The sequence below is a fragment of the Rhodococcus sp. IEGM 1318 genome (assembly GCF_033142465.1).
Lineage (GTDB): Bacteria > Actinomycetota > Actinomycetes > Mycobacteriales > Mycobacteriaceae > Rhodococcus_F > Rhodococcus_F qingshengii_B.
Window position 1 is genome coordinate 759,220 of record NZ_JAWLSC010000001.1, and the last position, 23,230, is coordinate 782,449.

The window sequence follows — 23,230 nt, forward strand, 5'->3', positions numbered from 1 at the left end:
CGCAAGGATCTACGTGTGACGACGGTTCTCGCAGTGGCGAATCAAAAGGGCGGCGTGGCTAAAACCACCACGGTCGCCTCCCTCGGTGCGGCTTTGTCCGCGCTCGGACAGCGAGTCCTGGTGGTGGATCTCGATCCGCAGGGCTGCCTGACGTTCTCGCTCGGACACAATCCGGATCGCCTCGAGCGTTCGGTCAACGAGGTCCTGGCGGGTGATCTCGACGCGGTTGACGCCGTGCTGAAGACGGAAGACGGCATGGACCTCCTGCCGGCAACCATCGATCTCGCGGGCGCCGAAGCGCTGCTCCTGATGCGACCCGGTCGAGAGTTCGCGCTCAAGCGGGCGCTGTCTCCGCTCCTGGGTAGTTACGACGTCATCATCATCGACTGCCCGCCGTCGTTGGGAGTGCTCACACTCAACGGTTTGACTGCGGCGCAGTCGGTTCTGGTCCCGCTGCAATGCGAGACCCTCGCGCACCGCGGCGTCGGACAGCTGCTGCGTACGGTTCGTGAAGTCCAGGCCATCACCAACCCGGATCTTGTTCTGCTCGGCGCACTTCCGACTCTGTACGACGCTCGGACCACTCACAGTCGCGACGTGCTCGCCGACGTCAGTGATCGCTACTCCCTGGCCGTTCTGGCGCCGCCGATCCCACGCACCGTCAAGTTCGCGGAGGCCTCTGCTTCGGGCGCGACGGTCCTAGCGGGGCGAAAGAACAAGGGAGCGGACGCCTATCGTGAACTCGCCGACAATCTTTTAAAGCATTGGGCTGGAAACGAAGTCGTGACTTTCGCGCCGGAGCTGACGCTCTGACCGCAGCGAGAAATTCTAGCGCAGCGAGAACACGGTGTCGCCGCGCTGTTCCAGAATCGTCTCGCCCGCACCGGCGAGCACGATCGGTGTGGCCGTCTCACCGCGGTCGACTGCAATCATGCGCTGAACGGTTCCGTCCGAAGGGCTGACGGCTGCAATGCCGCCCGGAACGGGGATGAGCATCTGACCGGCGACCATGCTTCCGGGCCCGGACGTTCCGTTGACGATCCACGTCGGAGCGAGATCGCTCAGGCGGAGGTTGACGGTCTGCGAGCCGGTCCACCACGTGATCGACGCTTTGTCGGCGTGGGTGCGGGCGCCTTCGGTCACCGCTCCCTCGATCGGATAGTCGACGATCGGATTGCCGGTTCCGTCGAAAATGCTGATGCGAGAAACGGTTCCGTTGGCTGCGGGGAGATAGACCGCGGTCTTTTCGCCGGCCACAGCAAGCAGGCGTGCGCCCTCGGAGTCGAGGAGAATCGCGGATCCGTACTCTTCGGGTTCCTGGGCGTCCTTGGGTGCGGGATTCATCACCGTCAACCTGTTGGAGGCTTCACCGGGGCAGCGTTCGAGTACGGAGACTCGGTTGGCGCTCGACGCAGCATCGAGCAGCGTGCATCCGGTGCGGGGCTGCTTGTTCGGGTTGACCTTCGCGTCGACCCGGCCGTACTCGAGGGTTCGGACGAGGTCCGAACGCCACAGTTCCATTCGCTCACTGCCGCGCGAAATCAGGTAGGTGCCGTCCGCTGAAAGGCTGACCGCGGAATCGGCGTCGCTGTTGCGTTGGTCCTTGCGGGCACCGGTGTCGGCGACCAGCGACGTGACCTGTGAGCACCCACGATTGTCTTGGTAGACACTGACGACGCGATCCCACGAACCGATCGCGCCGCACAGAGGGATGTTGCGCGCGTACCGCCACACTTCTTCGCCCGTAGCCGGATCGCGGCCGATCACTTCGGAACCGTCGGCGGTGACAACGGCATTTCCGACGGTGATGGGCGCCGTCGAGGCGGCGCTGGGGGATTCCCACGTCTGCTTCAGGATGTCGGGCAACAACACCGACGTCGACAGAGGTGGGAGTGACGTGTCAGCGGTGACCGAGGTGGTTCCGTGCGCATCACTGCGCAACCACACCACGGTCACCGCCACGACTACGGCCAGCGCGAGAGCCAGCGCACCGATCAGATCTGAGCGAGTACGCCTTTCAGGAGCCAGCACATCGGCAGCTTACTCTGCGGCGCCTGCCGTCGCGGTAGCCGCGGGGCGACGACGCCGACGTCGACGCGGCTTGGCTGCTCCGTCGTCGTCGGTGTTCTCGGCACCGGTTGCGGCGGGTCCCGAAGGGGGAGCGGTGGTCGCGGTAGCGGGGGTGGACGTCGCGGCGTCGGCCGAAGCGCCGGCGCGGGTGCGGCGACGGGTCCGGTTGCGGCGGGGAGCGGCCTTCTCTTCGTTGCCGTCCGAGTCGGTCGTCTTCGGCGCGTCCGCCTTGTCCGTTGCGGCCTTGTCCGTTGCTGCCTTCTCGGGCGCAGTCTTCGCCTTGCGAACAGTGCCCTTGGCATCGGCCGGAATCGACAGCTCTTCGTAGAGGTGCGGCGAGCTCGAGTACGTCTCGACCGGGTCGGGGATTCCGAGGCTCAGGGCCTTGTCGATGAGCTGCCAGCGAGGGATGTCGTCCCAGTCGACCAGTGTGACCGCGATGCCGGTGCGGCCTGCACGGCCGGTACGACCGATGCGGTGGACGTAGGTCTTTTCGTCCTCGGGGCACTGGTAGTTGATGACGTGGGTGACGTCGTCGATGTCGATACCGCGGGCGGCGACGTCGGTGGCGACCAGAACGTCGACCTTTCCGTTACGGAAGCCTTTCAGTGCCTTTTCACGGGCGATCTGTCCAAGGTCGCCGTGGACGGCACCGACGGAGAAGCCGCGCTCGGCAAGATCGTCGGCAACCTTCTGGGCGGTGCGCTTGGTACGGGTGAAGATCATCGTCGCGCCGCGGCCTTCGGCCTGCAGAACGCGGGCGACCATCTCGGCCTTGTCGAGCGCGTGTGCACGGTAGATGTGCTGGCTCGTGCGGTCGTGCACTGCGGAGGATTCGGCCTCTTCGGCGCGGATGTGCGTCGGCTGTGTCAGGAAGGTGCGCGCCAGGGTGATGATCGGGCCGGGCATCGTCGCGGAGAAGAGCATCGTCTGACGCTTGTCAGGGACCATGCCCATGAGGCGTTCGATGTCGGGAAGGAAGCCGAGGTCGAGCATTTCGTCGGCCTCGTCGAGGACGAGGACGCCGACCTTGCCCAGGATCAGATGCGACTGGTTTGCGAGGTCGAGCAGGCGGCCCGGGGTGCCGACGACAACGTCGACGCCCTTCTGGAGTGCCGAGATCTGCGCCTCGTACGGCCGGCCGCCGTAGATGGGCAGAACCTGAAGACCACGATCGCCGACGCGGAGGTACTTGCTGGCGTTCTCGAGGTCGCGGGCGACCTGGATGCACAGTTCGCGGGTGGGAACGATGATCAAGGCGCGGGGCGTGCCGTCGAGAACAGCCGTGCCGTTCTCGGCGGTGACGATGCGATGCAGAAGCGGGACGCCGAAACCGAAGGTCTTGCCCATTCCGGTTCGTGCCTGACCGATGAGGTCGTCACCGGCGAGAGCCAACGGAAGGGTGAGTTCCTGGATGGCGAAGGTGCGCTCGATGCCGATCTCGTTCAGTGCGCGGACGATTTCGTCGCGGACACCGAGCTCGGTAAAGGTCGGGGGTACATGCGTGTCGTCGAGCTGGACGGAAACGGTGTTCTCGGTTGCTTCGTCTTCGTGGTCGACAGTGATCTTGCTCAGGGGACTAGCCTTTCCTCGTGGCGGTACGCACGCACAAGGTAAGGGGCCAGGCCGTAAGTCGGCCGATGTCGATGCCCTCTTTTTCTTCGGCCATGCCTACGCCTCAGCACTGAATTCCACTCGGACGAATTCGAACCGTCCGGAGATCTCGGCGAAGCGGGCAACAACCGTCGATGCAGGTGCGCGCACATTATCGGTGGGGTCCGCGTGAGCACAGTTTTGTCGGCTGATCTAAAGCAGCCGTCCCAGCGAACCATAAGAGCCGGGGGAACTGGCGAACTCCCAAGACCATTGTAGCTGCACGTTGTCCGCCCCTCGCGATGACATGTCGAAGATCACCGAATCGGACATGCGGTCCTTGGCGGTCGCGTCGGCCGTCGAAGCACTACAGTTCGTAGTTATGGGCGCACACGATCTTGATGCTTCGACGGCCGCTGGAACCGGAGGCCGAGTCGCTTCCGATCACCCCGGCGTGATCGATTTGTTTGCCGTTCTCGCGTATGGCGAGATTTCGGCGTTCTACCGTTTGGCGGAAGACGCACAAATGGCACCGGACCTGCGAGGCAAGGTGGCGTTCGCCAGCATGGCCGCCGCCGAGATGGACCACTTCGAGACTCTGGAAACAGCCCTCACGGAACGTGGCCACGAGATCTTTGCCGTCATGGACCCGTTCGTTCGCGCTCTCGACAATTATCACGCGTCGACCACGCCGTCGACGTGGCTGGAATCGCTCGTGAAGGCGTATGTCGGAGACGGAATCGCTGCCGATTTCTACCGCGAGATCGGGCACTCCCTCCCGGCGGATGTGGCCGAGATCGTGGAGGACGTGCTCTCTCAAACGGGCCACTCGGAGTTCGTGGTGCTCGAGGTGAAGGCTGCAGTGGAGGCCAGTACCCGCGCCAAGGACCGGTTGATGCTGTGGGGACGCCGACTCCTCGGTGAGGCGATCACACAGGCACAGTTCGTGTTGGCGCAGCGTGAGGACCTCACTGATCTGGTGATCTCGGCCTCCGGTGACCTCAACGGAGTTGTTGCGTTGTTCGACGGTATGCAGGCCAAGCATGCCGAGCGGATGGCGATTCTCGGGCTCGTCTAGGTGTCGTGTTCGCTCTGGGCACAGCGTGCGGAGGAGCGTGCGCGGTCTCTGCTGCATTAGCCTTGCGTCGACAACGGATGTAATTCACGAACAGTTCGGAGGTTGACCGTGGAGGTCAAGATCGGTGTAATCGACAGCCCGCGTGAGCTCATCGTCAACAGCGAACAGACCCCTGACGAGGTCGAGACACAGGTCGCGGCTGTCCTCGGTGGCCGTGAGCCGGTTCTGGCACTCGTCGACGACAAGGGCCGCAAGTTCCTGGTGCAGGCTGCTCGTGTGGCGTACGTGGAGATCGGCCCGTCCGATATCCGCAAGGTCGGGTTCGCGCCTACCGTCTGAGGCGTAGCTGTAACAGCAGAATGGGCGGGCAGTCGTTACGACTGCCCGCCCATTCTCGTTCTGGTGTGGTTACTTGGTTTCGGCCTGCAGCGGCACGTGAGAGAGGCCGCCCCACGCCAGTGCCACCGTGATCTCGACGGCTTCTTCCTTGGGAATAGGCCGTGCAGCTTCGAGCCAGTACCGCGCGGTGAACTGGCTGGCGCCGACAAGCCCGACGGCAAGGATGCGTGCACGATACGGATCGAGTCCGGAATCCTGGCTGACCAGGTCGAACACGGCGTCGACGCAGGCTTCGGTGGCTTGTTCGACGCGCGTCTGCACCTGAGGCTCGCCCATGATGTCGGACTCGAACACCAAGCGGAAACCCTGCGAGTCGTTGTCGACGAAGTCGAAGAACGCCTGGACTGCGGCGCGGACACGCTGTTTGTTGTCCGTCGTCGATCGCAGAGCTTGGCGCACTCCCGAGATGAGACTGTCGACGTAGCTCTGGAGAACCGCTACGTACAGCTCGAGCTTGCCTGGGAAATGTTGGTACAAGACTGGTTTGCTGACACCGGCGCATTCGGCGATCTCGTCCATACCGGCCGAGTGGTACCCGTTCGCGACGAAGACCTCGCTTGCAGCTGCGAGGAGCTGGAGGCGGCGCGCATCGCGGGGGAGGCGGGTGCTGCGACGTGTTCCGGCAGGCTTGCCGGCCGTTGTACCGCGATCGGAGTCTGTCCGATCCGCGAGTTCTGTCATGTCGCTTCCAATCTGAGCAAAAGTAAAATCCGGTCGGCGCGCGGATCCGCGAGTCGCGTGTGCGTACCCGCCAGTATCCTCCGTCACACCGGTCGTAGCCGAATGAACGATACCGTGTGTCGCCCGGGCGAGTCGCGTGTGCCTCGGTGAGCGAGACCGGCGGTCTTTCTCGTTACACGACGGGTCGCCATGACACGCCAGGACCAGCAGGTTTCGGTCAGCCTGGGCGAGCGACTTGCCGTGTGTGAGATTCTGGACGACGTGACTGACCCAGGGGGACCGCGCATGCGTGGACGAACTACGCAGAACCCTGATCGTGAGGAACTTCGAATGCGTAGCGGAACTGGAGCACCCCGCGACGAACGTCGGCCGGAGGTGCCGGACGATCGTGCCTACGGCGAACGCGACTATCGAGGCATTTCCTCCCATCAGCCTTTGCGTGCCCAATGGGATCCGACCAAACGAGAAGTGGGCCGAACGCCGCGCAATCCGCGGCCGGACCGCGCAGCGCGAAAGCAGAGCAAGCTCGGGCGCTTCGTCTCGACGTACGGCTGGCGGGCCTACGCGATCCCGGTTCTCGTGGTGCTCACCATCCTCGTGATCGTCGATGCAGTACGTCCGGACACCACCGAGTCCGCGAGTAAGACGTCGGCCACCGCCGACCTCGCGCACAGCACCGACGGAACCGACGTCATCGGCGCACCACCGGCCGGAGACGGAACTTTTGCGTCGTCGATACCGTCCGGTGCACTTCCCGACGGTGGTCCGTTCACCGTCGCCGGCGGCGGTACATGGCATGTCGTACCGGGTACGACGGGCAAGGTGGGACAGGGAACCGAGCGCGAGTTCACGTACACGGTCGAGATCGAGGACGGCGTCGACACCACCGGCTTCGGCGGTGACGAATCGTACGGACGCATGGTCGATCAGACACTGGCCAATCCGAAGAGTTGGACCAACGATCCCAAGGTCGCGTTCCGGCGCGTCGACGCGGGCGAGCCGGACTTCCGCATCTCCCTGACCTCACAGATGACCATCCGCGAAGGCTGCGGCTACGAGATCGAACTCGAAGGATCCTGCTACAACCCGAGCATGGACCGAGTCCTGCTCAACGAACCGCGGTGGGTTCGAGGCGCCATTTCGTTCCAGGGTGACATCGGCTCGTATCGGCAGTATCAGATCAATCACGAGGTCGGCCATGCCATCGGTTACGCCGCTCATCAGCCGTGCGAGACCGAGGGCGGACTCGCACCGATCATGATGCAGCAGACCTTCGGAACCGCGAACAACGACATCGCTAGGCTTGACCCCGAGGGCGTCGTTCCGATGAACGGACTCACGTGCCGCTTCAATCCGTGGCCGTACCCCCGAGCGTGACCGGATCAAGAACCCCTGATCTCGTCTTGAACTAGGAGTGTTTCGCGGTGTCTGCAACACCCGTCGTATTGCCACCACTGGTGGAGCCGGCAGCCGAGTTGAGCCGGGAGGAAGTTGCCCGATACAGCAGGCACCTGATCATTCCGAACGTCGGCATGACCGGTCAGAAGCGGCTCAAGAATGCGCGAGTTCTCTTCATCGGCGCCGGTGGATTGGGTTCGCCTGCACTGCTCTATCTCGCGGCTGCAGGAGTGGGCACGATCGGAATCGTCGAGTTCGACGAGGTCGACATGTCGAACCTGCAGCGTCAGGTGATTCACGGACGCTCAGACGTCGGACGCCCGAAGGCGGTCAGCGCGAAAGAGTCGATTCTCGAGATCAACGAACACGTCGACGTCCGGTTGCACGAGTTTCGCCTGGACAATTCCAACGCGGTCGAGTTGTTCTCCGAATACGACCTGATCCTCGACGGCACGGACAACTTCGCGACGCGGTACCTCGTCAACGATGCCGCCGTGATCGCCGGAAAGCCGTACGTGTGGGGCTCGATCTACCGCTTCGAAGGGCAGGTCTCGGTCTTCTGGGAAGACGCCCCGGACGGCGCGGGACTGAACTATCGCGACCTCTACCCCGAGGCGCCGCCGCCGGGCATGGTCCCCTCGTGTGCCGAGGGCGGTGTTCTCGGAGTCCTGCCGGCGACAATCGGTTCGATCATGGCGACCGAGGCGGTCAAGCTCATCACCGGAATCGGTGAACCTCTTCTCGGACGCCTGATGATCTACGACGCACTTGCGATGACGTTCCGGACGATCCGCCTTCAGCGTGATCCGACCAGAGTTCCGGTCACCGCCTTGATCGACTACGACGCGTTCTGCGGTGTCGTGTCCGAAGAGGCGAGCGCTGCCGCTGCCGGTTCGACGATCACGGCGCCGGAACTGGAGGCCATGATCGGCGAGGGTCGACCGATCGAATTGGTCGACGTACGAGAACCGGTCGAATGGGACATCATGCATCTGCCGGGGGCGGTGCTGATCCCGAAGGACCGCATCCTGTCCGGTGAAGCCCTGGCGACCTTGCCGCAGAACAAGCAGATAGTCCTGTACTGCAAGACCGGAATTCGTTCGGCCGAGGCATTGGCCTTTCTCAAGAACGCGGGCTTCGCCGACGCAGTTCACGTTCAAGGCGGCGCGATCGCCTGGGCGAACCAAGTGGATGCGAGTCTGCCGGTCTACTAGGCGCGCCTCGCGGGAGGCGGCGGTGCACACCGGTAGCGTTGTGGTGTGAGCACAGGCCAACCTCCCCAGCACGTGTGCTCCACCTTTGGCCTACGTGAAGTCGACCCCATCCCACTCGGTGCGGATTGGGACGGCGGTTGGCTGTGTGGAGACGTCGTCCTTTCAGCAGTTGCGGATCATGCCCGCGCAGCGTGGTCGGCGAAGGTGCGAGAGAACCTCGAAGTCGACGGTGTTCGACTGGCTCGGCCGGTGCGTTCGACCGACGGTCGGTACGTCGTTTCGGGCTGGCGCGCCGACACATTCATCGTCGGATCGCCGGAACCGCGTCACGACGAAGTGGTCTCGATGTCCTGCCGACTGCATGCGGCGACGGCCTCGCTCGAGCGCCCGCGCTTCCTTGCGCAACCGCCGGTGCCGCCGTGGGCCGAGGTCGACGTATTCGTCGCGGCTGATCGCGCGGCGTGGGAGACGGTTCCGCTGAGGATCGCGAAGGGCGTCGAGCAGCTCGAGACGCCTACGCCGGACGGCCGCAAGAGTTTGGAACTGATTGCCGGGCTCGCGACTTTGCGTAAGCCGGTACAGAGTCCCGACCAGCTCGTGCACGGCGATTTGTTCGGGACAGTGCTGTTCTCGGGCAGTATGGCGCCCGGAATCACCGACATCACGCCGTATTGGCGTCCGGCAGCGTGGGCGGCCGCCGTCGCGGTGGTCGACGCGATCTCGTGGGGCGGTGCCGACGAAGCGCTGGTCGGCCGTTGGGAAGACCTACCCGAGTGGCCGCAGATGCTTCTACGTGCGGTGATGTTCCGCTTGGCCGTTCATGTTCTTCATCCTCGCTCGACGGCGGACGCGTTTCCGGGACTGGCCCGCACGTCCGACATCGTGCGCTTGCTGCTCTAGAGCGCCGCACCTGCACCGAAGTCCGAGACCAGGCCCTCGAACAATTCGCGTGCGGCGTTCGAGGCGGCGACCGTGTCCCCGCCGACTACAGCCTCGACGAGCTTCGCGTGCTGCGAGTGAAATCCCTCACCGGTCGCATCGATGTGCTGTTGAATCGTGGTTTCGATGACCGGGAGCAGGGAGTCGTAGAACTCCAGGTAGACCTCGTTGTGGCTGGCCGCGACGATCGCCCGGTGCAGGGCGACGTCCGCAGTGGTGGCGGCGTCGACGTCCTGGCCTTCCCACGACTCAGTGCGGAGCGCGAGTAACCGCGTCAGCTCGGCGATGTCGTCTTCGGTTCGGCGTGCGGCGGCGAGAGTGGCCGCGGTGATGTCGAGCGCGCGCCTCAGTTCGAGCACATCCCGCTGGTGGGCGCCGGCAAAGTAGTTACCGAGAGTGCCACCGAGGTCGGAGAGGGCAACGACGTAGGTGCCCGATCCCTGACGACGTTCCAGCATTCCGGCGTGAACGAGCGCCTGGACCGCCTCGCGCACCGTGTTGCGTCCGGTGCCGGTCAGCTCCGACAGTTCCGGTTCGGTGGGGATCTTGGAGCCGATCGGCCAGGTGCCGCCCCGGATTTCGTTGCGGAGTTGTTCGGTGACCTGCGAGATGAGGCTTGCGCGTCGAACGGGTTGCACGTGGTGTTTCCTCGGGTCCGGGTTGTGGCTCAGGGTAGTGGTGTGAATGTGACGTTAGAGTACCGCGCTTGTGCGAGTTCGTCCGGTCATCCTATGATTTGCCGGTGACTGCTCAACTGGAGAGAACCGAAACCCGCTCGTTGGTACAAGGCCGTGTGCTCGTCTTCGCCGCTATTGCGATGTCTGCGCTCGTACTTCGACTTGCGGTGACCTCGTTCTCGCCGTTGGCGGCAGAGATTCGCGACGAGATCGGCTTCTCCGCCTCGATCGTCGGCGTCTTCGGCATGGTTCCGACCGCTATGTTCGCGATCTTCGGGCTCATCACCCCGGCCATCGCGAAACGTATCGGACTCGAACGTACGGCCCTCGTCGCGATGCTGATGGCGGGCGTCGGAATGCTGTTGCGCGCCATGATGTCTCAGACGTGGTCGTTGCTGGCTCTGTCGGCTCTGGCGCTGGCCGGCATGGGAATCGGCAATGTCGTGATTCCGCCGTTGGTCAAGCGGTACTTCTCCGATCGCCTCGCCACCATGAGTTCGGTCTACATCGTGGCCGTGCAGATCGGCACCATCGTTCCGGCGTTCGTCGCCGTTCCGGTCGCCGACGCCTTCGGGTGGAGGTTCTCGATCGGCTGGTGGTCGGCCTTCGGCTTCGCCGCCGCAGTGCCGTGGTTGATCACCCTCGCTCGCTCACGCAAGGTTCGCGCGAACGAAGCCGGGTCCGTCGAGAATGCATCGGATTCTGTTGCGGCAGCGACGGAACAGCCGCGCGGTCAGGTCTGGCGTTCGCCCGTGGCCTGGGGGATGGCCGGCATGTTCGGCATGACTTCGCTGATCACCTATTCGATGTTCACGTGGATTCCCTCGATCCTTCGTGATGCCGGCGCCAGCGACGCATTCGGCGGAACCATGGTCGGTATGTTCTCGGTGATCGGGCTCGTCGCAGCTTTCGGGGCACCGACGCTGTGCGCCCGCATGGCCAATCCGTTCCCCGTCGTGATCGCGTGTGCCGTCTGTTACCTCGTCGGAATGGGCGGACTCTACTTCGCCCCGATGGCGGCACCGATCGTGTGGGTTGTCGTTCTGGGCCTCGGCCCGAGTACGTTCCCGATGTCACTCACACTGATCAATCTGCGCACACGTTCGCACATCGGCTCCTCCGCCCTGTCCGGTTTCACCCAGGGCATCGGCTACTCCGTTGCCTGCCTCGGTCCGCTCCTGTTCGGCGTTTTCCATGACGTGTCCGGTGGATACGCTGCGCCGTTCGGCTTGCTCGTCGTCGCGGTGATCGTGGTGCTTCTGGGTGCCTACCAGGCATGTAAGCCTCGGATGCTCGAGGATTCCTGGCACGCGCCCGCGAAGAACTAGCTCACACCCGGCTTTGTTACCGGGTGAGGATCAATTGACTTCGCGGTCATCGCGCGCAGCACCGGCGCAATAACCGTTTTCTACCTTTGGGTCTCCAACATCTTTCAGGAGGCCCTGGTGAGTCATTACATCGAGCATTGGGATGCAGAGGACGTCGACGCCTGGGAATCCGGCGGCAAGGACATCGCGAAGCGAAACCTGATCTGGTCAGTGGTGGCCGAACACGTCGGCTTCTCGATCTGGTCGATCTGGTCCGTGATGGTGTTGTTCATGCCGACGGATATCTACGGCATCGACGCGGCCGGAAAGTTCTTCCTCGTCGCAGTGCCCACACTCGTCGGGTCCGTCCTCCGCATTCCGTACACGGTTGCCACCGCACGCTTCGGCGGTCGCAACTGGACGGTCATGAGTGCGCTGTTCCTTTTCATACCAACACTTCTCACGCTCTACCTGATGATGAATCCGGGCGCGTCCTACACCACGTTCATGTTGGTGGCGGCCACAGCAGGTATCGGCGGCGGCAACTTCGCGTCGTCGATGACCAACATCAATGCCTTCTACCCGCAGCGCCTCAAGGGGTGGGCGCTCGGGCTCAACGCAGGCGGCGGCAACATCGGTGTACCGATGATCCAGCTGATCGGCCTTCTGGTGATCGCAACCGTGGGCAACCGAGCTCCGTGGATCGTCTGCGCTGTTTATCTGGTGTTCATTGCGGCCGCTGCCGTCGGCGCTGCGCTGTTCATGGACAACCTGGGCAACCAGAAGTCGGACCTGCGATCGATGGCCAAGGCGCTGAAGTTCTCCGAGTCCTGGGTGATCAGCTTCTTGTACATCGGTACGTTCGGTTCCTTCATCGGATTCAGCTTCGCCTTCGGTCAGGTTCTGCAAATCAACTTCCTCGCCGGCGGTGCCACTCCGGCAGCGGCTGCACTGCACGCGGCACAGATCGCCTTCATCGGACCGCTCCTCGGCTCGATCGCTCGTCCCCTCGGCGGAAAGCTGGCCGACCGCATCGGTGGCGGCAAGATCACGATGTGGACGTTTGTGGCCATGGCGTTCGCGGCATCGATCCTCGTGACGGCCGGAACAATGGACGACAACACCGCGGGCGTCGCGAGTGCTGGAATCATGGTGACGTTCGTTCTCGGGTTCATCGCCCTGTTCCTGCTCTCCGGCATCGGAAACGGATCCGTCTACAAGATGATCCCGGCAATCTTCGAAGCGAAAGCTCAGAGCTTCGACCACATGGATCGCAGCGAGAAGGCAACGTGGTCGCGCAGCATTTCCGGCGCGCTCATCGGATTCGCCGGTGCGGTAGGCGGTTTGGGCGGTGTCGGCATCAACCTGGTCCTGCGCGCGTCGTACAGCAGCCCCGCGAAGTCGGCGACCATGGCCTTCTGGGTCTTCCTGGCCTTCTATATCGCCTGCATCGCGGTCACCTGGTTCGTCTTCCTGCGCAAGCCGTCGACGCTGACCACGGACGTCGACGACACGAAGGTCGCCGTCACGGTTTGACGACCGCTCCGCAGAATCTCAGAACTCTCTCGTACCTCAGGAAGTAGGCGTCATGAGCAAGTCGGTTGTTGTCATCGGACACGGAATGGTCGGACACCGATTCGTCGAGGCACTGCGTTCGCGCGACGAAGCGAACAACTGGTCGGTGACCGTGCTCTGCGACGAGCAGTACGCAGCGTACGACCGAGTCGGGCTGTCCTCGTACGTCGGAGCGTGGGACCCCAAGGAATTGGCACTGGCCGGCAACGACTACGTCGGCGACAGCCTGGTCGACCTCCGGGTGGGGGAGGGCGCGCTCTCGATCGACAAAGATGCACGCACGGTCACGACAACCACCGGCAACACGATCTCCTACGACGCTCTGGTGATGGCGACCGGCTCGTATCCGTTCGTACCTCCCGTACCGGGGCACGACGGTGACGGATGTTTTGTCTACCGCACTCTCGACGACCTCGACGGTATCCGGGCCGCCGCCGAGAAGGCGGGCCCTGGCGCTGTCGGTGTCGTGGTGGGTGGCGGTCTTCTCGGACTCGAGGCGGCAAATGCGCTCTCACTCATGGGAATGACGGCACACGTTGTCGAACACAATGCGCGACTGATGCCGATGCAGGTCGACGAGGGTGGCGGCGCGCTGCTCGCACGGCTCGTCACCGAGTTGGGGCTCACCGTCCACACCGGTGTCGGCACAGCAGGAATCTCTCAGGCCGACAACGGAATTGTGGTCGAGCTGTCCGACGGTTCCACCATCGACGCGTCGTTGCTCGTCTTCTCCGCAGGAGTCCGGCCGCGCGATCAGCTGGCTCGCGACGCCGGCATCGCGGTGGGTGAGCGCGGCGGTATCCTGACCGACCTCGGCTGCGTGACGTCGGATGAGAACGTCTATGCAGTCGGCGAATGTGCTGCGGTGGAGGGTCGTTGCTACGGACTGGTTGCTCCCGGTTACACGACGGCCGAGATCGTGGCCGACCGCCTGCTCGGCGGTGCGGCGGATTTCCCGGGCGCCGACATGTCCACGAAGCTCAAGCTCATGGGTGTCGACGTCGCCAGCTTCGGTGACGCGATGGCAACCTCGCCGGGCGCTCTCGAAGTTGTCCTCAGTGACGCATCCAAAGGGACGTACGCGAAGCTCGTCGTCTCCGACGACGCGAAGATTCTGCTCGGCGGCATTCTGGTCGGTGACGCGTCAGCCTATGCGTCGCTGCGCCCGCTGGTCGGTCGCGAATTGCCCGGCGACCCGGCGGCATTGATCTCGCCTGCGGGGGAGAAGCCGGGTGCGGGATCGCTGCCCGACGACGCCGAGGTGTGCTCGTGCAACGCGGTGACCAAGGGTGCCATCTGCGGCGCTATCGCAGCCGGTGCTTGCGACATCGCTTCGGTGAAAGCATGTACCAGCGCCGGAACCACTTGTGGTGGTTGCCTTCCCACTGTCAAGCAGCTGCTGGCCGATTCCGGCGTCGTGATGTCGAAGGCGTTGTGTGAGCACTTCGCACAGTCACGCGCTGAGCTGTTCCAGATCGTGCAGTCGACACAGACCAGAACCTTCTCGGCTCTGATCGCCAAGTACGGCAAGGGAGCCGGCTGCGATATCTGCAAGCCGGTTGTCGCCTCGATTCTGGCGTCGACGGATTCCGATCACATCCTGCACCGGCAGCAGGCGTCGCTGCAGGACACGAACGATCACTTTCTCGCGAACATCCAGAAGAACGGTACGTACTCGGTGGTCCCGCGGATGCCCGGCGGCGAGGTCACGGGCGAACAGCTCATCGTCATCGGCGAGGTGGCGCGCGACTTCGGCCTGTACACGAAGGTGACCGGCGGTCAGCGCATTGACTTGTTCGGCGCCCGCGTCGAACAGTTGCCGGCAATCTGGAAGCGTCTCGTCGACGCTGGGATGGAATCGGGCCAGGCATACGGCAAATCTCTTCGTACCGTCAAGAGTTGTGTCGGTTCGAGTTGGTGCCGCTACGGCGTCCAGGACTCGGTGGGCATGGCCGTCGATCTCGAGAACCGCTACCGCGGCCTGCGTTCGCCGCACAAGATCAAGTTCGGCGTTTCGGGTTGTGCCCGTGAATGTGCCGAAGCGCGTGGCAAGGACGTCGGCGTCATCGCGACGGAGAACGGTTGGAATCTGTACGTGGGCGGCAACGGCGGGCAGTCACCCAAACACGCTCAGCTGCTTGCCGGAGGCCTCGACGACGCGACCTTGGTCAAGTACATCGACCGCTACCTCATGTTCTACATCCGCACTGCCGATCGCCTCCAGCGCACTGCGCCGTGGGTCGAATCACTCGAAGGCGGACTCGACCATCTCAAGGCCGTGATTTGTGAAGACAGCCTGGGAATCGGCGAAGAACTCGAGGCTCTGATGGCCAAGCACGTCGAGGGTTACCAGGACGAATGGGCTGGTGTTCTGGGCGATCCGGAGAAGTTGTCGAGGTTCGTCTCGTTTGTCAACGCACCGGAAGAAGCCGACCCGACGGTTGTGTTCGACGAGACCGGAGTGCGCAAGGTTCCAGTCCTGATGGGTATGCCGAGCATCCCTACGCGCCGGTAATAGTCGCGTAACCCGTGGGAAACACGGGGTCCGTAGAAACGTAGACAAGAACCCGCGCGACGTTGTCGCCGGATCGACAGGAGGACTTCGATGAGTGTCATCGATGCGCAGATCGCCAAGCTGGATTCGGATCGACTCGAATGGACGTCGGCCTGCCCGCTGAGCCATCTGATCCCTGGACGCGGGGTCGCCGTGCTTCTGCGCGGCGGCGAGCAGGTGGCACTGTTCCTGCTCGAGGACGGCACGCTGAGAGCCGTCAGCAACTTCGATCCGTACGGACGCGCTGCGGTGATGTCGCGCGGACTCGTCGGCGACCGTGACGGTGAACCGATCGTGGTCTCGCCGCTGCTCAAGCAGGCGTTCTCGCTGGTCGACGGCCGAGCGCTGGACGACTCCTCGGTCGCGCTGCCGGTATACGGGGTGCGCGTCTGGGCCGGCGTGGTTCAGGTACACAGCCTACAAATGCAGGGCGTTCGCTCGACTGTCCCCGATGCAGTCTCGTGAGTGACGACATGCCGTTGGCTGGATTCACTGTAGGTATCACCGCTTCGCGCCGCGCCGAGGAATTCGCGACATTGCTGACTCGTCGGGGAGCCGATGTCGTTCACGCTCCGGCGATCCGAATCATTCCACTCGCCGACGACCGCGAACTCGAAAGGGTGACACAGCAGATCATCTCGGATCCCCCCGAGGTGGTTGTCGCGACTACCGGGATCGGATTCCGGGGTTGGCTGGAAGCAGCCGACGGGTGGGGTGAGGCCGAAAATCTCGGATCCGCGTTGGGCTCGGCTCGTCTGCTTGCGCGCGGCCCCAAAGCCAAAGGCGCAATCCGCGCAGCCGACCTGCGTGAAGAATGGTCGCCGGCGTCCGAGTCGTCCGCCGAAGTGCTCGAACATCTTCTTGCAGAAGGTGTCTCGGGCAAGAGAATCGCAGTGCAACTGCACGGTGCAACCACTGAATGGGAACCGATTCCCGATTTCTGTCAGGTGCTGCGCGAGGCCGGCGCCGAGGTCATCGCGGTGCCGGTCTACCGATGGGAACCTCCGGAGGATCCGACGCTGCTCGATCGGATGATCGACGCCATCGCTTCAGCCGGAATCGACGCCGTCAGCTTCACCAGTGCGCCGGCCGTAGCCTCGATGTTGATGCGGGCCGACAAGACCGGGGACCTCGGCGACATGCTCGACGCGATGCGGGGCCCGGTAGCGGCAATGTGTGTCGGCCCGGTGACGTCGGCGCCGCTCGACGCATTGAACGTGCCGACCACGGCTCCGGCGCGAGCGCGTCTCGGGGCGCTCGCGCGTCATATCGTCGACGAACTCCCGCAGCGAGCCAACAAGATTCAAGCCGGTGAACATGAAATCAGTATCCGTGGAGGATGCGTCGTCGTAGACGGTGAAGTGAAGCAGTTGCCGCCGGCGGCAATGTCATTGATCCGCACGCTCGGGGCCAGTCCCGGCCGAGTCGTCTCCCGCGACGAGCTCCTCGCTTCACTTCCCGGTGGCGGCGGCGACACCCACGCCGTCGAGACCGCCGTCGCCCGATTACGCGCGTGCCTCGGCGCCCCCAAAGCCGTTCAGACCGTGGTCAAACGAGGCTACCGACTTGCCCTCGACCCCGGCGACTACGTACAGAATTCAGGTGACTATGCAACGCGATGACGACGTACTCGTACTGGTAGCTCACGGCACGCGTAGTGCACGCGGCGTGGAAATGGTTGCCGCACTTGCCGAAGCCGTCGGCAAGCGCGTCGGGCGTACTCGCGTTGCCTTCGTCGATGTGCTCGGTCCGTCTCCTTCGGAAGTTCTCCGGGACACTCCGGGCCGAGCGATTCTTGTGCCCGCTTTCCTGGCGGCGGGCTATCACGTCCACACCGACGTTCGACGCGAAGTTGCGATCAGTGAGCACGCGGCCGTGATCGTGACGCCTGCTCTCGGACCCGATCCGGCCCTGGCGAGGGTACTGCTTGGACGATTGGCCGAGGCGGGGTGGAACCCGGGTGACTCGATAGTGCTTGCTGCTGCCGGGTCCTCCGATGCCCGCGCGCTACGAGACGTCGAGCGTGCTGCGCTGATGCTCGCCGAAGTGGCGGGACATCGCGTGGATGTCGGGTACATCGCGACCGGAGAGCCGAAGGTAGCCGATGTTGTTGCAGCAGCACGCGTTCGCGGCGCGAAGCGAGTTTTTGTCGCCTCGTACCTTCTCGCACACGGACTTTTTCACGAAAGGTTGCACGCTGCGGGAGCCGACGGTGTCACCGAACCGCTCGGCGTCGACCAAGGAGTGGTGGACCTTGTCGTGAATCGGTATGAGAGTGCGCGAGGGGAACTAGTATCGCTGCATGACGTCTCACTCCGTAACTCCGACGTATGCCGACCTGGTCGCAGCGGTTCGTGAATCCGACGTCAAGGCACAGGCTCTCATCGGTGAACTGACCGAAGAGCAGGCACGTGAGCCGTCGGGGCTACCCGGCTGGAGTCGGGGGCACGTCGTGACACACATGTCGCGCAATGCCGACGCGCTGGGCAGATTTGTTGCCGGAGTGCAGGGCGGCGAATCGGGGGAGATGTATCCAGGGGGACCGGACGCACGCAATGCTGCAATCGAGGAAGGCGCAGATCGCCCGGCGGAGTTGTTGGCACTCGACTATCGCTTCTCGGGGACGAGACTGGTCGACGCATTGGCTGATCTCCCGACAGATCGGCTGGACACGGCGGTTCCGTGGCGCAAACCTGTCACTGCATTCGATCTACCGATCCTGCGCTGGAACGAGATCGAGATTCACTTGCTCGACCTCGACATCGGTTACACCTGCCACGATTGGCCGGCCGCGTTCGTGGAATTCACGCTCGCCAGTCAGTTGGGCGCACTCGAGACGGCTGTTCCGGGTGTACGAGTGCCGTCACTGTCCGACGCGGAGACCTTGGCCTGGTTGGTCGGGAGGCCGACGAGAATCGGGCTGCCTACGCTCCCTGCCTGGCCGTTTTGACGATTAGAACAGGGTGGGGGTGCTGACGTCGTTGCGCGCTTGGGCCAGTCGCGCACTCCACCGCTTCACCAACCACATCTCGACGATCTCGGGTTGGGTGCCGGCGGCATAGGCCCAACTGTCGAGCAGTTCGCAGTACCGGCGGTAGCGGCGCGTGGTGAACCCGGTGACGGAAGGATCCTCGAGCCAGCCCTCGTGGATGAGCGTCGAGACGCCGTACTGGTCGATCATCTGAGCGCGTCGGCCTTCGTCCTGTACGCCCACCGCCCACATGAATGCGGCTATCAGCGATACCCCGACGCCGGGGGTGAGTGGCCAACCCGACCAGGTGTCGCGCCGAACGACGGGCATGGACTTGTGTTTCGAACAGTGATCGAGAATGGCTGTGATCTGGGTGAGCGGATCCTCGTCTTCGCGGTGATGCGGGTTGAAGACGTTGGGGAACCGCCGCGTGAACCGTCTGCTCTCGTGCGAGCCCTGCCAGGCTGCGCAGAGGAACAGCAGTCCGAGACCGTCGTGCTGGGCGACGACGAGGTCGCTCGACGGGCGAAGGTCGTTGCGTTGAACGATGGCTCGGCCTTCGGTGATCACTTTGCCGTCCAGATCGCGCCCGCGCAGGCTGATCGTGTGGCCGGCATCCTTCAGGTGTGCGTTCCACCAGTCCAGGTCGACGGTCGCTTCGTCGTCGAGGACGTGCAGTGGAAAGGTACGAGAGCGGCACCACTCGACCAATGCGTCCGGCGGTTCGAATCCTTCGTCGACACGATTCATTGCGCGATGATCCCACGAGTCGCCGACAGAAACCCGGTCGACCTGATCGAACCGGACACTCGCGGTACGCTCCGCTCATGAAATTGGCGTCCTCGCGGGTGCGGCCGGTGCTGTGGATTGCGGCCCTCGTCCTGACGGCCTCGAGTCTGAGCGGATGCATCGGTGCCGTCGACCGGATGGATTTCGAAGATCAGATGCGTGAACGTGGCGGTGGGATGACGTCGGATCTGGTGCGGAACGGGTTCGACAGCCTCGCAGAGCGATACGGCGTCGACGCGGTGTCGGTGACCAGCGTCGACATCAGTCCGATCGAGACGGTCGGGGTTACTGTTCGAGACCCGGGGAAGCCGTCGCAGCTCGACCGGTTCTCTTTCGACGGCGTCATTCTCGGCGAGCCGAGCCCCGTGCAAGTGAGCGTCACCGAAGATCTTGATGCACGATCGTTCACGTTGGATCAAGTGCCGGCATTGGCGAACGTCGAGAAGTTGGTCGACGACGCGCTTGCGAGCAGCGGCGTCGACGAGGGTGAAGTCACCGGGATCTCGGTCAGTCGCACCGAGGCGATACACGCCTCCGTGATGGTGGAATCCTCACGCTCTCAGGTGCTGGTGGTCTTCGACCCTGACGGAACTCCCTTTCTGGTGCAGCCGCTGTGAGCCGCCGTATCGTTCCGTTGGTCATCTCGGTAGTGATGATCGTGGTCGTGGGAATCTTTGCCGCACTGTTGTCTTCGGTGATCTGGCCCGGGCAGGTAGCCCAGTTGGCGCCGATCTTCTGTGATGATCCGACATCGAGCGCGATGGTCGTCTCGGACACCTTTACCGACGGCGACGGTACGTCCACCAATTTCACCCTGTATTGCGTCGGGTCGCGCGGTCAGACCGTCGATGCCGGGTGGCTGCTTCCGTTCGTGGTGCTGTGGGGCGTGTATTCGCTGGTGCTCGCGATAGTTGTCGGCGTGATCGGGATGGCGGAGGTCGGCCGACGTAAGCGCCGGGACAGTCTCGGGGTCAGCCATGCCGCGGCGGCGTCGTCCTACCGGGAGTTCTGACTGCGAGTGCTGTCCCGATCAGTCTGGGAGGACGATCAATTCGGCGACGGCGCCGTTCTGTGCGTGTGCCGGCACGAGTGCAAACGCCGAGCGTCCGATCAACCCTGCAAGGTGCGCGGTACGCACGGACGGATCGGCTCGCCAGTAACCGTCGGGGGATTGTGTGACCGGAAGTAGGCGTACCGCATCGGAACTCACTGCAGCAGCGTTCTCGATGATGCCGAGCAGCGGCCGCGGCGTCTCGCGCCCGGTCAGGGCGGCCACGACGGTAGGCAGCATGGTCAGCAGGGTGGTCACTGCGGCGTAGGGGTTGCCGGGGAGGCCGAGAACCACCCGACCGCTGGGCAGGACCGCCGTTATCTGAGATCCGCCCGGGCGCGAGGCAACCCGGCCGACGATCGTGCGAGCGCCGAGTCGATCGAGTGCACTGCGCATTTCGTCGGCTGCACCGCCACCCGTCGCGCCGATGACAACAAGCAGGTCCTGTTCGGTCGCATCCGCAAGCACGCGCTCGAAACTGTCCGCCGTGTCGCGCAGGTGCGAATTCGACTCGCACCGTACACCGTTGCGTTCGAGTAGGTAGGGAAGAATTCCGCCGACGGAGTCGCGAGTCTGACCTTCCCGCAGTGGGCCGGTCTGCCGGATCTCGTCGCCGGTGACTATCAGGCGTGCCCGGACAGGACCACGGACGAGGGCGTTGAAGGCTTCTCCGCTGGCAGCCGCCGAGATTACCGACGGGGTCACCGCGGTGCCAGTCGGGGCAATCGTGAATCCGGTGGTCCAGTCTTCCCCGCGTGGGCGAGCGTCGTTGCGGTACGGCGCTTCCGGCAGTCGTTGCAGTAACTCAGTTTGCTCGTCGCGGGAAAGGTACTCGTCCCGAATCACCGAGGTGGCACCGGTGGGCAGGTGTGCTCCCGTGGCAATGCGAATCGCTTCGCCTTCGCCGAGTTCGAGTTGCCCGTCGGCGCCCGCGATGCGGATCTCGGTACGCACCCGCCACGGACCCTCGCCGGAGACGGCGTACCCGTCCATCGCCGAGACATCGGATCGAGGAAGATCACCCAGGGCGACGAGAGGCTGCGCGAGGGTCGCTCCGAGACTGTCGGCGAGTTCGGCCCGGTGCGGGGACAGCGGTGTCAAGGCGTTCGTGATGGCGATGCGGGCTTGATCGATCGTCAGGCGAGGATGGCTTCGGGCGCGATCGATGTCCGCCGGTGTGTCGCAGTCGGTGGTACCAGCCACACGCAGGGTCGAGAACGGTTCGGTGACAATTGCTTTCATCGGTTGGTTCTCGAGTCCTGAGCTATCGCGCAAAGTGGCGAGGCGCTTTCGGAGTTCACGAACAGTCCACGCGGAGAAAAGGAATTGGCTTCGGTTGTTCTCGTCCACTGCGCACGTCACCGGATTGTCCGTCGACGTCGCAACGATCAACGCGTCGACCGATTCGGCCTCGATGTGCGGTAGGTCGGATGCCAGCACGACCACCAGGGCGTCTTCAGGTAACCCGGATGACAACCCGGTCGCGGACAACCCCGCCCAGATCGCCGCAACGGGGCCGGCGCCGATCGGAGATTCCTGGGTCTGGGTGATGCGCGCATCCAGTTCGGGTCGATGTGGACCGACAACGACGACGGCGTCCAGATGCGCCGTCGCTGAAAGCGCGATGTCGAGGAGCCTGCGGCCGTGAACGAGCAGGCCAGGCTTGTCGACACCACCCATGCGGGTCCCGCGACCACCCGCCAGAATGACGGCGGCGGTCGGCGGCGTAATGGTCATACCTCCATGCTGCCCCATCGCCCGGGTCACGACGACCGGTGACACGTGAATCAGAAGTGATACCGAGCTTTCTTCAGGTCGATCCGACCGTCCTTGATCGGCACGCCTTCGAGTTCGAGCTTGGCGATCTGACGATGAGCCAGGTGCGCCGACGGTTTGCCGGAGGCGCCGAGAACCCGATGCCACGGCAGATCGGCAGAGTCGGTCCGCATGATCCAGCCGACCGTGCGAGCGCTGGAAAGCCCTGCGGCGTCGGCGATGTCGCCGTACGTTGCCACGAAGCCGGCGGGAATCGAGGCGATGAGTCGCCTTACCTCTTCGATCTGCTCTTCCGTGGTGGCTGCCATCGGGGCCTCGTCAGAGCATTGTCCGGACGAGGGTCGCCACCTCGTCGGCCCGCACGTGCGGGACCATGTGGTCACAATCGAATTCGACACTGGTCAGATTTTCGCCGAGGCGTTCGGTGAGCGCTGCCCGGAACTCGTCGGTGACGTACGGAGGCTGAACTTTCATTGCCTGAACCAGCACGGTCGGCATCGATGACGGTGGCAGCACGATCGGGCGAGCGAGTTCACCCCACCCGGTCACGATCGCAGGGGTGGACAGGCGCCAGTTGACGCGCCCGTTGCCCAGCTGGATCAGGTGCTCGGCCATCTCGATGTCGAGATCCGGGGTGGGAACCTCACCCCACGAGCCGTGAATCTTCTCGGAGTAAGCCTCTGCCGCATCGGTGTAATCCGGTGAGCCGATTGTGAGTTCAGCCACTTTTTGCATGAAAGTTGGATCCAAACCGATCGCCGGGTCGAGCAGGACGAGCCCACGAACGCGTTCGGGTGCGGTGGCCGCGAGGTGCAGCGCCAGCATTCCGCCGAACGAATGCGCGACGATCACCACCGGTCCGGTGGCATGTTCGTCGAGCGTCTCCAGCAGGCTGGCCACGTGGGATTCGATGTTCCAGGGGGGAGCCCACGTGGAGCGCCCGTGACCGCGTAGATCCGGCGAGATCCAGCGCGCTTCGGGCAGTTGGTTCTCGGCCATCGACTGCCAACGCCGGCCGTGACCGGTCAGGCCGTGCAGCGAAAGGATCTCCGGCGCCCCGACGGGTCCGTAGAGATACGTATGGAGTGCAGACACACGAGCAATCATGCCGGATGCAGGCGATGCATGAGTTGTCGGTGCGCTCTGGTGGAATGCCTG

The 23,230-nt window shown here is 63.9% G+C and carries 23 protein-coding genes; 15 read left to right on the forward strand and 8 right to left on the reverse strand.

What is annotated here, in order from left to right; all coding sequences use genetic code 11:
• Positions 1–15: 15 nt before the first annotated feature.
• Positions 16–813, forward strand: a complete 798-nt coding sequence (locus R4P65_RS03585; RefSeq protein ID WP_317825462.1) for an AAA family ATPase — start codon at positions 16–18, stop codon at positions 811–813.
• A gap of 15 nt (positions 814–828) precedes the next feature.
• Here the strand turns inward: R4P65_RS03585 and R4P65_RS03590 are convergent, their stop codons facing one another.
• Both R4P65_RS03590 and R4P65_RS03595 read right to left on the reverse strand, forming a co-directional pair.
• Positions 829–2,031, reverse strand: a complete 1,203-nt coding sequence (locus tag R4P65_RS03590) for a PQQ-binding-like beta-propeller repeat protein (protein WP_317825463.1) — start codon at positions 2,029–2,031, stop codon at positions 829–831.
• A 9-nt stretch (positions 2,032–2,040) separates the two neighbouring features.
• Complete coding sequence (locus R4P65_RS03595; RefSeq protein ID WP_317825549.1) at positions 2,041–3,645, reverse strand: DEAD/DEAH box helicase; 1,605 nt, start codon at positions 3,643–3,645, stop codon at positions 2,041–2,043.
• Positions 3,646–4,045: 400 nt separating this feature from the next.
• Here R4P65_RS03595 and R4P65_RS03600 point away from each other — a divergent pair, with 400 nt between their 5' ends.
• Both R4P65_RS03600 and R4P65_RS03605 read left to right on the forward strand, forming a co-directional pair.
• On the forward strand, positions 4,046–4,741 hold the full coding sequence (locus tag R4P65_RS03600; RefSeq protein WP_317825550.1) for a ferritin-like fold-containing protein: 696 nt from the start codon (positions 4,046–4,048) through the stop codon (positions 4,739–4,741).
• 108 nt (positions 4,742–4,849) lie between these two features.
• A complete protein-coding gene (locus R4P65_RS03605) occupies positions 4,850–5,080 on the forward strand; it encodes a DUF3107 domain-containing protein (RefSeq protein ID WP_230812632.1) in 231 nt (76 codons plus the stop codon).
• A gap of 69 nt (positions 5,081–5,149) precedes the next feature.
• Here R4P65_RS03605 and R4P65_RS03610 read toward each other — a convergent pair whose 3' ends face one another.
• A complete protein-coding gene (locus R4P65_RS03610) occupies positions 5,150–5,821 on the reverse strand; it encodes a TetR/AcrR family transcriptional regulator (protein ID WP_230812633.1) in 672 nt (223 codons plus the stop codon).
• Between the two features lie 330 nt (positions 5,822–6,151).
• Here R4P65_RS03610 and R4P65_RS03615 point away from each other — a divergent pair, with 330 nt between their 5' ends.
• The 3 genes from R4P65_RS03615 to R4P65_RS03625 are packed head-to-tail and all read left to right on the forward strand — an operon-like array spanning position 6,152 to position 9,333.
• Complete coding sequence (locus R4P65_RS03615) at positions 6,152–7,198, forward strand: DUF3152 domain-containing protein (RefSeq protein ID WP_374227984.1); 1,047 nt, start codon at positions 6,152–6,154, stop codon at positions 7,196–7,198.
• A gap of 47 nt (positions 7,199–7,245) precedes the next feature.
• Positions 7,246–8,433, forward strand: a complete 1,188-nt coding sequence (gene moeZ / locus R4P65_RS03620) for an adenylyltransferase/sulfurtransferase MoeZ (RefSeq protein WP_317825464.1) — start codon at positions 7,246–7,248, stop codon at positions 8,431–8,433.
• A 45-nt stretch (positions 8,434–8,478) separates the two neighbouring features.
• Complete coding sequence (locus R4P65_RS03625; RefSeq protein WP_007731227.1) at positions 8,479–9,333, forward strand: TIGR02569 family protein; 855 nt, start codon at positions 8,479–8,481, stop codon at positions 9,331–9,333.
• On the opposite strand, the gene R4P65_RS03630 is transcribed toward R4P65_RS03625, so the two are convergent.
• A complete protein-coding gene (locus tag R4P65_RS03630) occupies positions 9,330–10,010 on the reverse strand; it encodes a FadR/GntR family transcriptional regulator (protein WP_317825465.1) in 681 nt (226 codons plus the stop codon). The two genes, R4P65_RS03625 and R4P65_RS03630, sit on opposite strands and share 4 nt — an antisense overlap.
• A 104-nt stretch (positions 10,011–10,114) precedes the next feature.
• Here R4P65_RS03630 and R4P65_RS03635 point away from each other — a divergent pair, with 104 nt between their 5' ends.
• The 7 genes from R4P65_RS03635 to R4P65_RS03665 all read left to right on the forward strand — a co-directional run bounded on the left by R4P65_RS03635 (position 10,115) and on the right by R4P65_RS03665 (position 18,435).
• Complete coding sequence (locus R4P65_RS03635; protein WP_317825466.1) at positions 10,115–11,377, forward strand: MFS transporter; 1,263 nt, start codon at positions 10,115–10,117, stop codon at positions 11,375–11,377.
• Positions 11,378–11,491: 114 nt separating this feature from the next.
• The gene (locus tag R4P65_RS03640; protein ID WP_317825551.1) at positions 11,492–12,892 is read left to right on the forward strand and encodes a nitrate/nitrite transporter; all 1,401 of its coding nucleotides are present in this window, start codon (positions 11,492–11,494) and stop codon (positions 12,890–12,892) included.
• 52 nt (positions 12,893–12,944) lie between these two features.
• Positions 12,945–15,446 carry a nitrite reductase large subunit NirB gene (nirB, locus tag R4P65_RS03645; RefSeq protein WP_317825467.1) on the forward strand — a complete coding sequence of 834 codons (2,502 nt, stop codon included), beginning with the start codon at positions 12,945–12,947 and terminating at the stop codon, positions 15,444–15,446.
• 90 nt (positions 15,447–15,536) lie between these two features.
• The gene (gene nirD / locus R4P65_RS03650; protein WP_230812643.1) at positions 15,537–15,950 is read left to right on the forward strand and encodes a nitrite reductase small subunit NirD; all 414 of its coding nucleotides are present in this window, start codon (positions 15,537–15,539) and stop codon (positions 15,948–15,950) included.
• A complete protein-coding gene (locus R4P65_RS03655; RefSeq protein WP_230812646.1) occupies positions 15,947–17,107 on the forward strand; it encodes a uroporphyrinogen-III synthase in 1,161 nt (386 codons plus the stop codon). Before nirD ends, R4P65_RS03655 begins: the two co-directional genes overlap by 4 nt.
• On the forward strand, positions 17,094–17,843 hold the full coding sequence (locus R4P65_RS03660; RefSeq protein ID WP_317825552.1) for a sirohydrochlorin chelatase: 750 nt from the start codon (positions 17,094–17,096) through the stop codon (positions 17,841–17,843). The genes R4P65_RS03655 and R4P65_RS03660 overlap by 14 nt, the downstream gene beginning before the upstream one ends.
• The gene (locus R4P65_RS03665) at positions 17,788–18,435 is read left to right on the forward strand and encodes a maleylpyruvate isomerase family mycothiol-dependent enzyme (RefSeq protein ID WP_317825468.1); all 648 of its coding nucleotides are present in this window, start codon (positions 17,788–17,790) and stop codon (positions 18,433–18,435) included. The genes R4P65_RS03660 and R4P65_RS03665 overlap by 56 nt, the downstream gene beginning before the upstream one ends.
• A 3-nt stretch (positions 18,436–18,438) precedes the next feature.
• On the opposite strand, the gene R4P65_RS03670 is transcribed toward R4P65_RS03665, so the two are convergent.
• On the reverse strand, positions 18,439–19,206 hold the full coding sequence (locus tag R4P65_RS03670) for a hypothetical protein (protein ID WP_317825469.1): 768 nt from the start codon (positions 19,204–19,206) through the stop codon (positions 18,439–18,441).
• Between the two features lie 77 nt (positions 19,207–19,283).
• Here R4P65_RS03670 and R4P65_RS03675 point away from each other — a divergent pair, with 77 nt between their 5' ends.
• Together R4P65_RS03675 and R4P65_RS03680 are read left to right on the forward strand one after the other, a co-directional pair.
• On the forward strand, positions 19,284–19,862 hold the full coding sequence (locus tag R4P65_RS03675; protein ID WP_317825470.1) for a hypothetical protein: 579 nt from the start codon (positions 19,284–19,286) through the stop codon (positions 19,860–19,862).
• Complete coding sequence (locus R4P65_RS03680) at positions 19,859–20,257, forward strand: hypothetical protein (RefSeq protein WP_317825471.1); 399 nt, start codon at positions 19,859–19,861, stop codon at positions 20,255–20,257. Before R4P65_RS03675 ends, R4P65_RS03680 begins: the two co-directional genes overlap by 4 nt.
• Before the next feature lie 18 nt (positions 20,258–20,275).
• On the opposite strand, the gene R4P65_RS03685 is transcribed toward R4P65_RS03680, so the two are convergent.
• Genes R4P65_RS03685 through R4P65_RS03695 form a run of 3 tightly spaced genes read right to left on the reverse strand, consistent with a single transcriptional unit; the run spans position 20,276 to position 23,179 of the window.
• A complete protein-coding gene (locus tag R4P65_RS03685) occupies positions 20,276–22,033 on the reverse strand; it encodes an NTP transferase domain-containing protein (RefSeq protein ID WP_317825472.1) in 1,758 nt (585 codons plus the stop codon).
• Between the two features lie 50 nt (positions 22,034–22,083).
• Positions 22,084–22,380: an MGMT family protein gene (locus R4P65_RS03690; protein WP_003942322.1), complete on the reverse strand. Its 297-nt coding sequence runs from the start codon at positions 22,378–22,380 to the stop codon at positions 22,084–22,086.
• Positions 22,381–22,390: 10 nt separating this feature from the next.
• Positions 22,391–23,179 carry an alpha/beta hydrolase gene (locus tag R4P65_RS03695; protein ID WP_317825553.1) on the reverse strand — a complete coding sequence of 263 codons (789 nt, stop codon included), beginning with the start codon at positions 23,177–23,179 and terminating at the stop codon, positions 22,391–22,393.
• Between the last annotated feature and the right edge of the window lie 51 nt (positions 23,180–23,230).

Excerpts from the sequence above, each read along its gene's own strand:
- R4P65_RS03615 (WP_374227984.1), top strand. The coding sequence starts at position 6,152 with ATGCGTAGCGGAACTGGAGCACCCCGCGACGAACGTCGGCCGGAGGTG.
- R4P65_RS03690 (WP_003942322.1), bottom strand. The coding sequence starts at position 22,380 with ATGGCAGCCACCACGGAAGAGCAGATCGAAGAGGTAAGGCGACTCATC.
- R4P65_RS03660 (WP_317825552.1), top strand. The coding sequence starts at position 17,094 with ATGCAACGCGATGACGACGTACTCGTACTGGTAGCTCACGGCACGCGT.
- R4P65_RS03600 (WP_317825550.1), top strand. The coding sequence starts at position 4,046 with ATGGGCGCACACGATCTTGATGCTTCGACGGCCGCTGGAACCGGAGGC.
- R4P65_RS03670 (WP_317825469.1), bottom strand. The coding sequence starts at position 19,206 with ATGAATCGTGTCGACGAAGGATTCGAACCGCCGGACGCATTGGTCGAG.
- nirD (WP_230812643.1), top strand. The coding sequence starts at position 15,537 with ATGAGTGTCATCGATGCGCAGATCGCCAAGCTGGATTCGGATCGACTC.
- R4P65_RS03695 (WP_317825553.1), bottom strand. The coding sequence starts at position 23,179 with ATGATTGCTCGTGTGTCTGCACTCCATACGTATCTCTACGGACCCGTC.
- R4P65_RS03610 (WP_230812633.1), bottom strand. The coding sequence starts at position 5,821 with ATGACAGAACTCGCGGATCGGACAGACTCCGATCGCGGTACAACGGCC.
- R4P65_RS03675 (WP_317825470.1), top strand. The coding sequence starts at position 19,284 with ATGAAATTGGCGTCCTCGCGGGTGCGGCCGGTGCTGTGGATTGCGGCC.
- R4P65_RS03665 (WP_317825468.1), top strand. The coding sequence starts at position 17,788 with ATGACGTCTCACTCCGTAACTCCGACGTATGCCGACCTGGTCGCAGCG.
- R4P65_RS03685 (WP_317825472.1), bottom strand. The coding sequence starts at position 22,033 with ATGACCATTACGCCGCCGACCGCCGCCGTCATTCTGGCGGGTGGTCGC.
- nirB (WP_317825467.1), top strand. The coding sequence starts at position 12,945 with ATGAGCAAGTCGGTTGTTGTCATCGGACACGGAATGGTCGGACACCGA.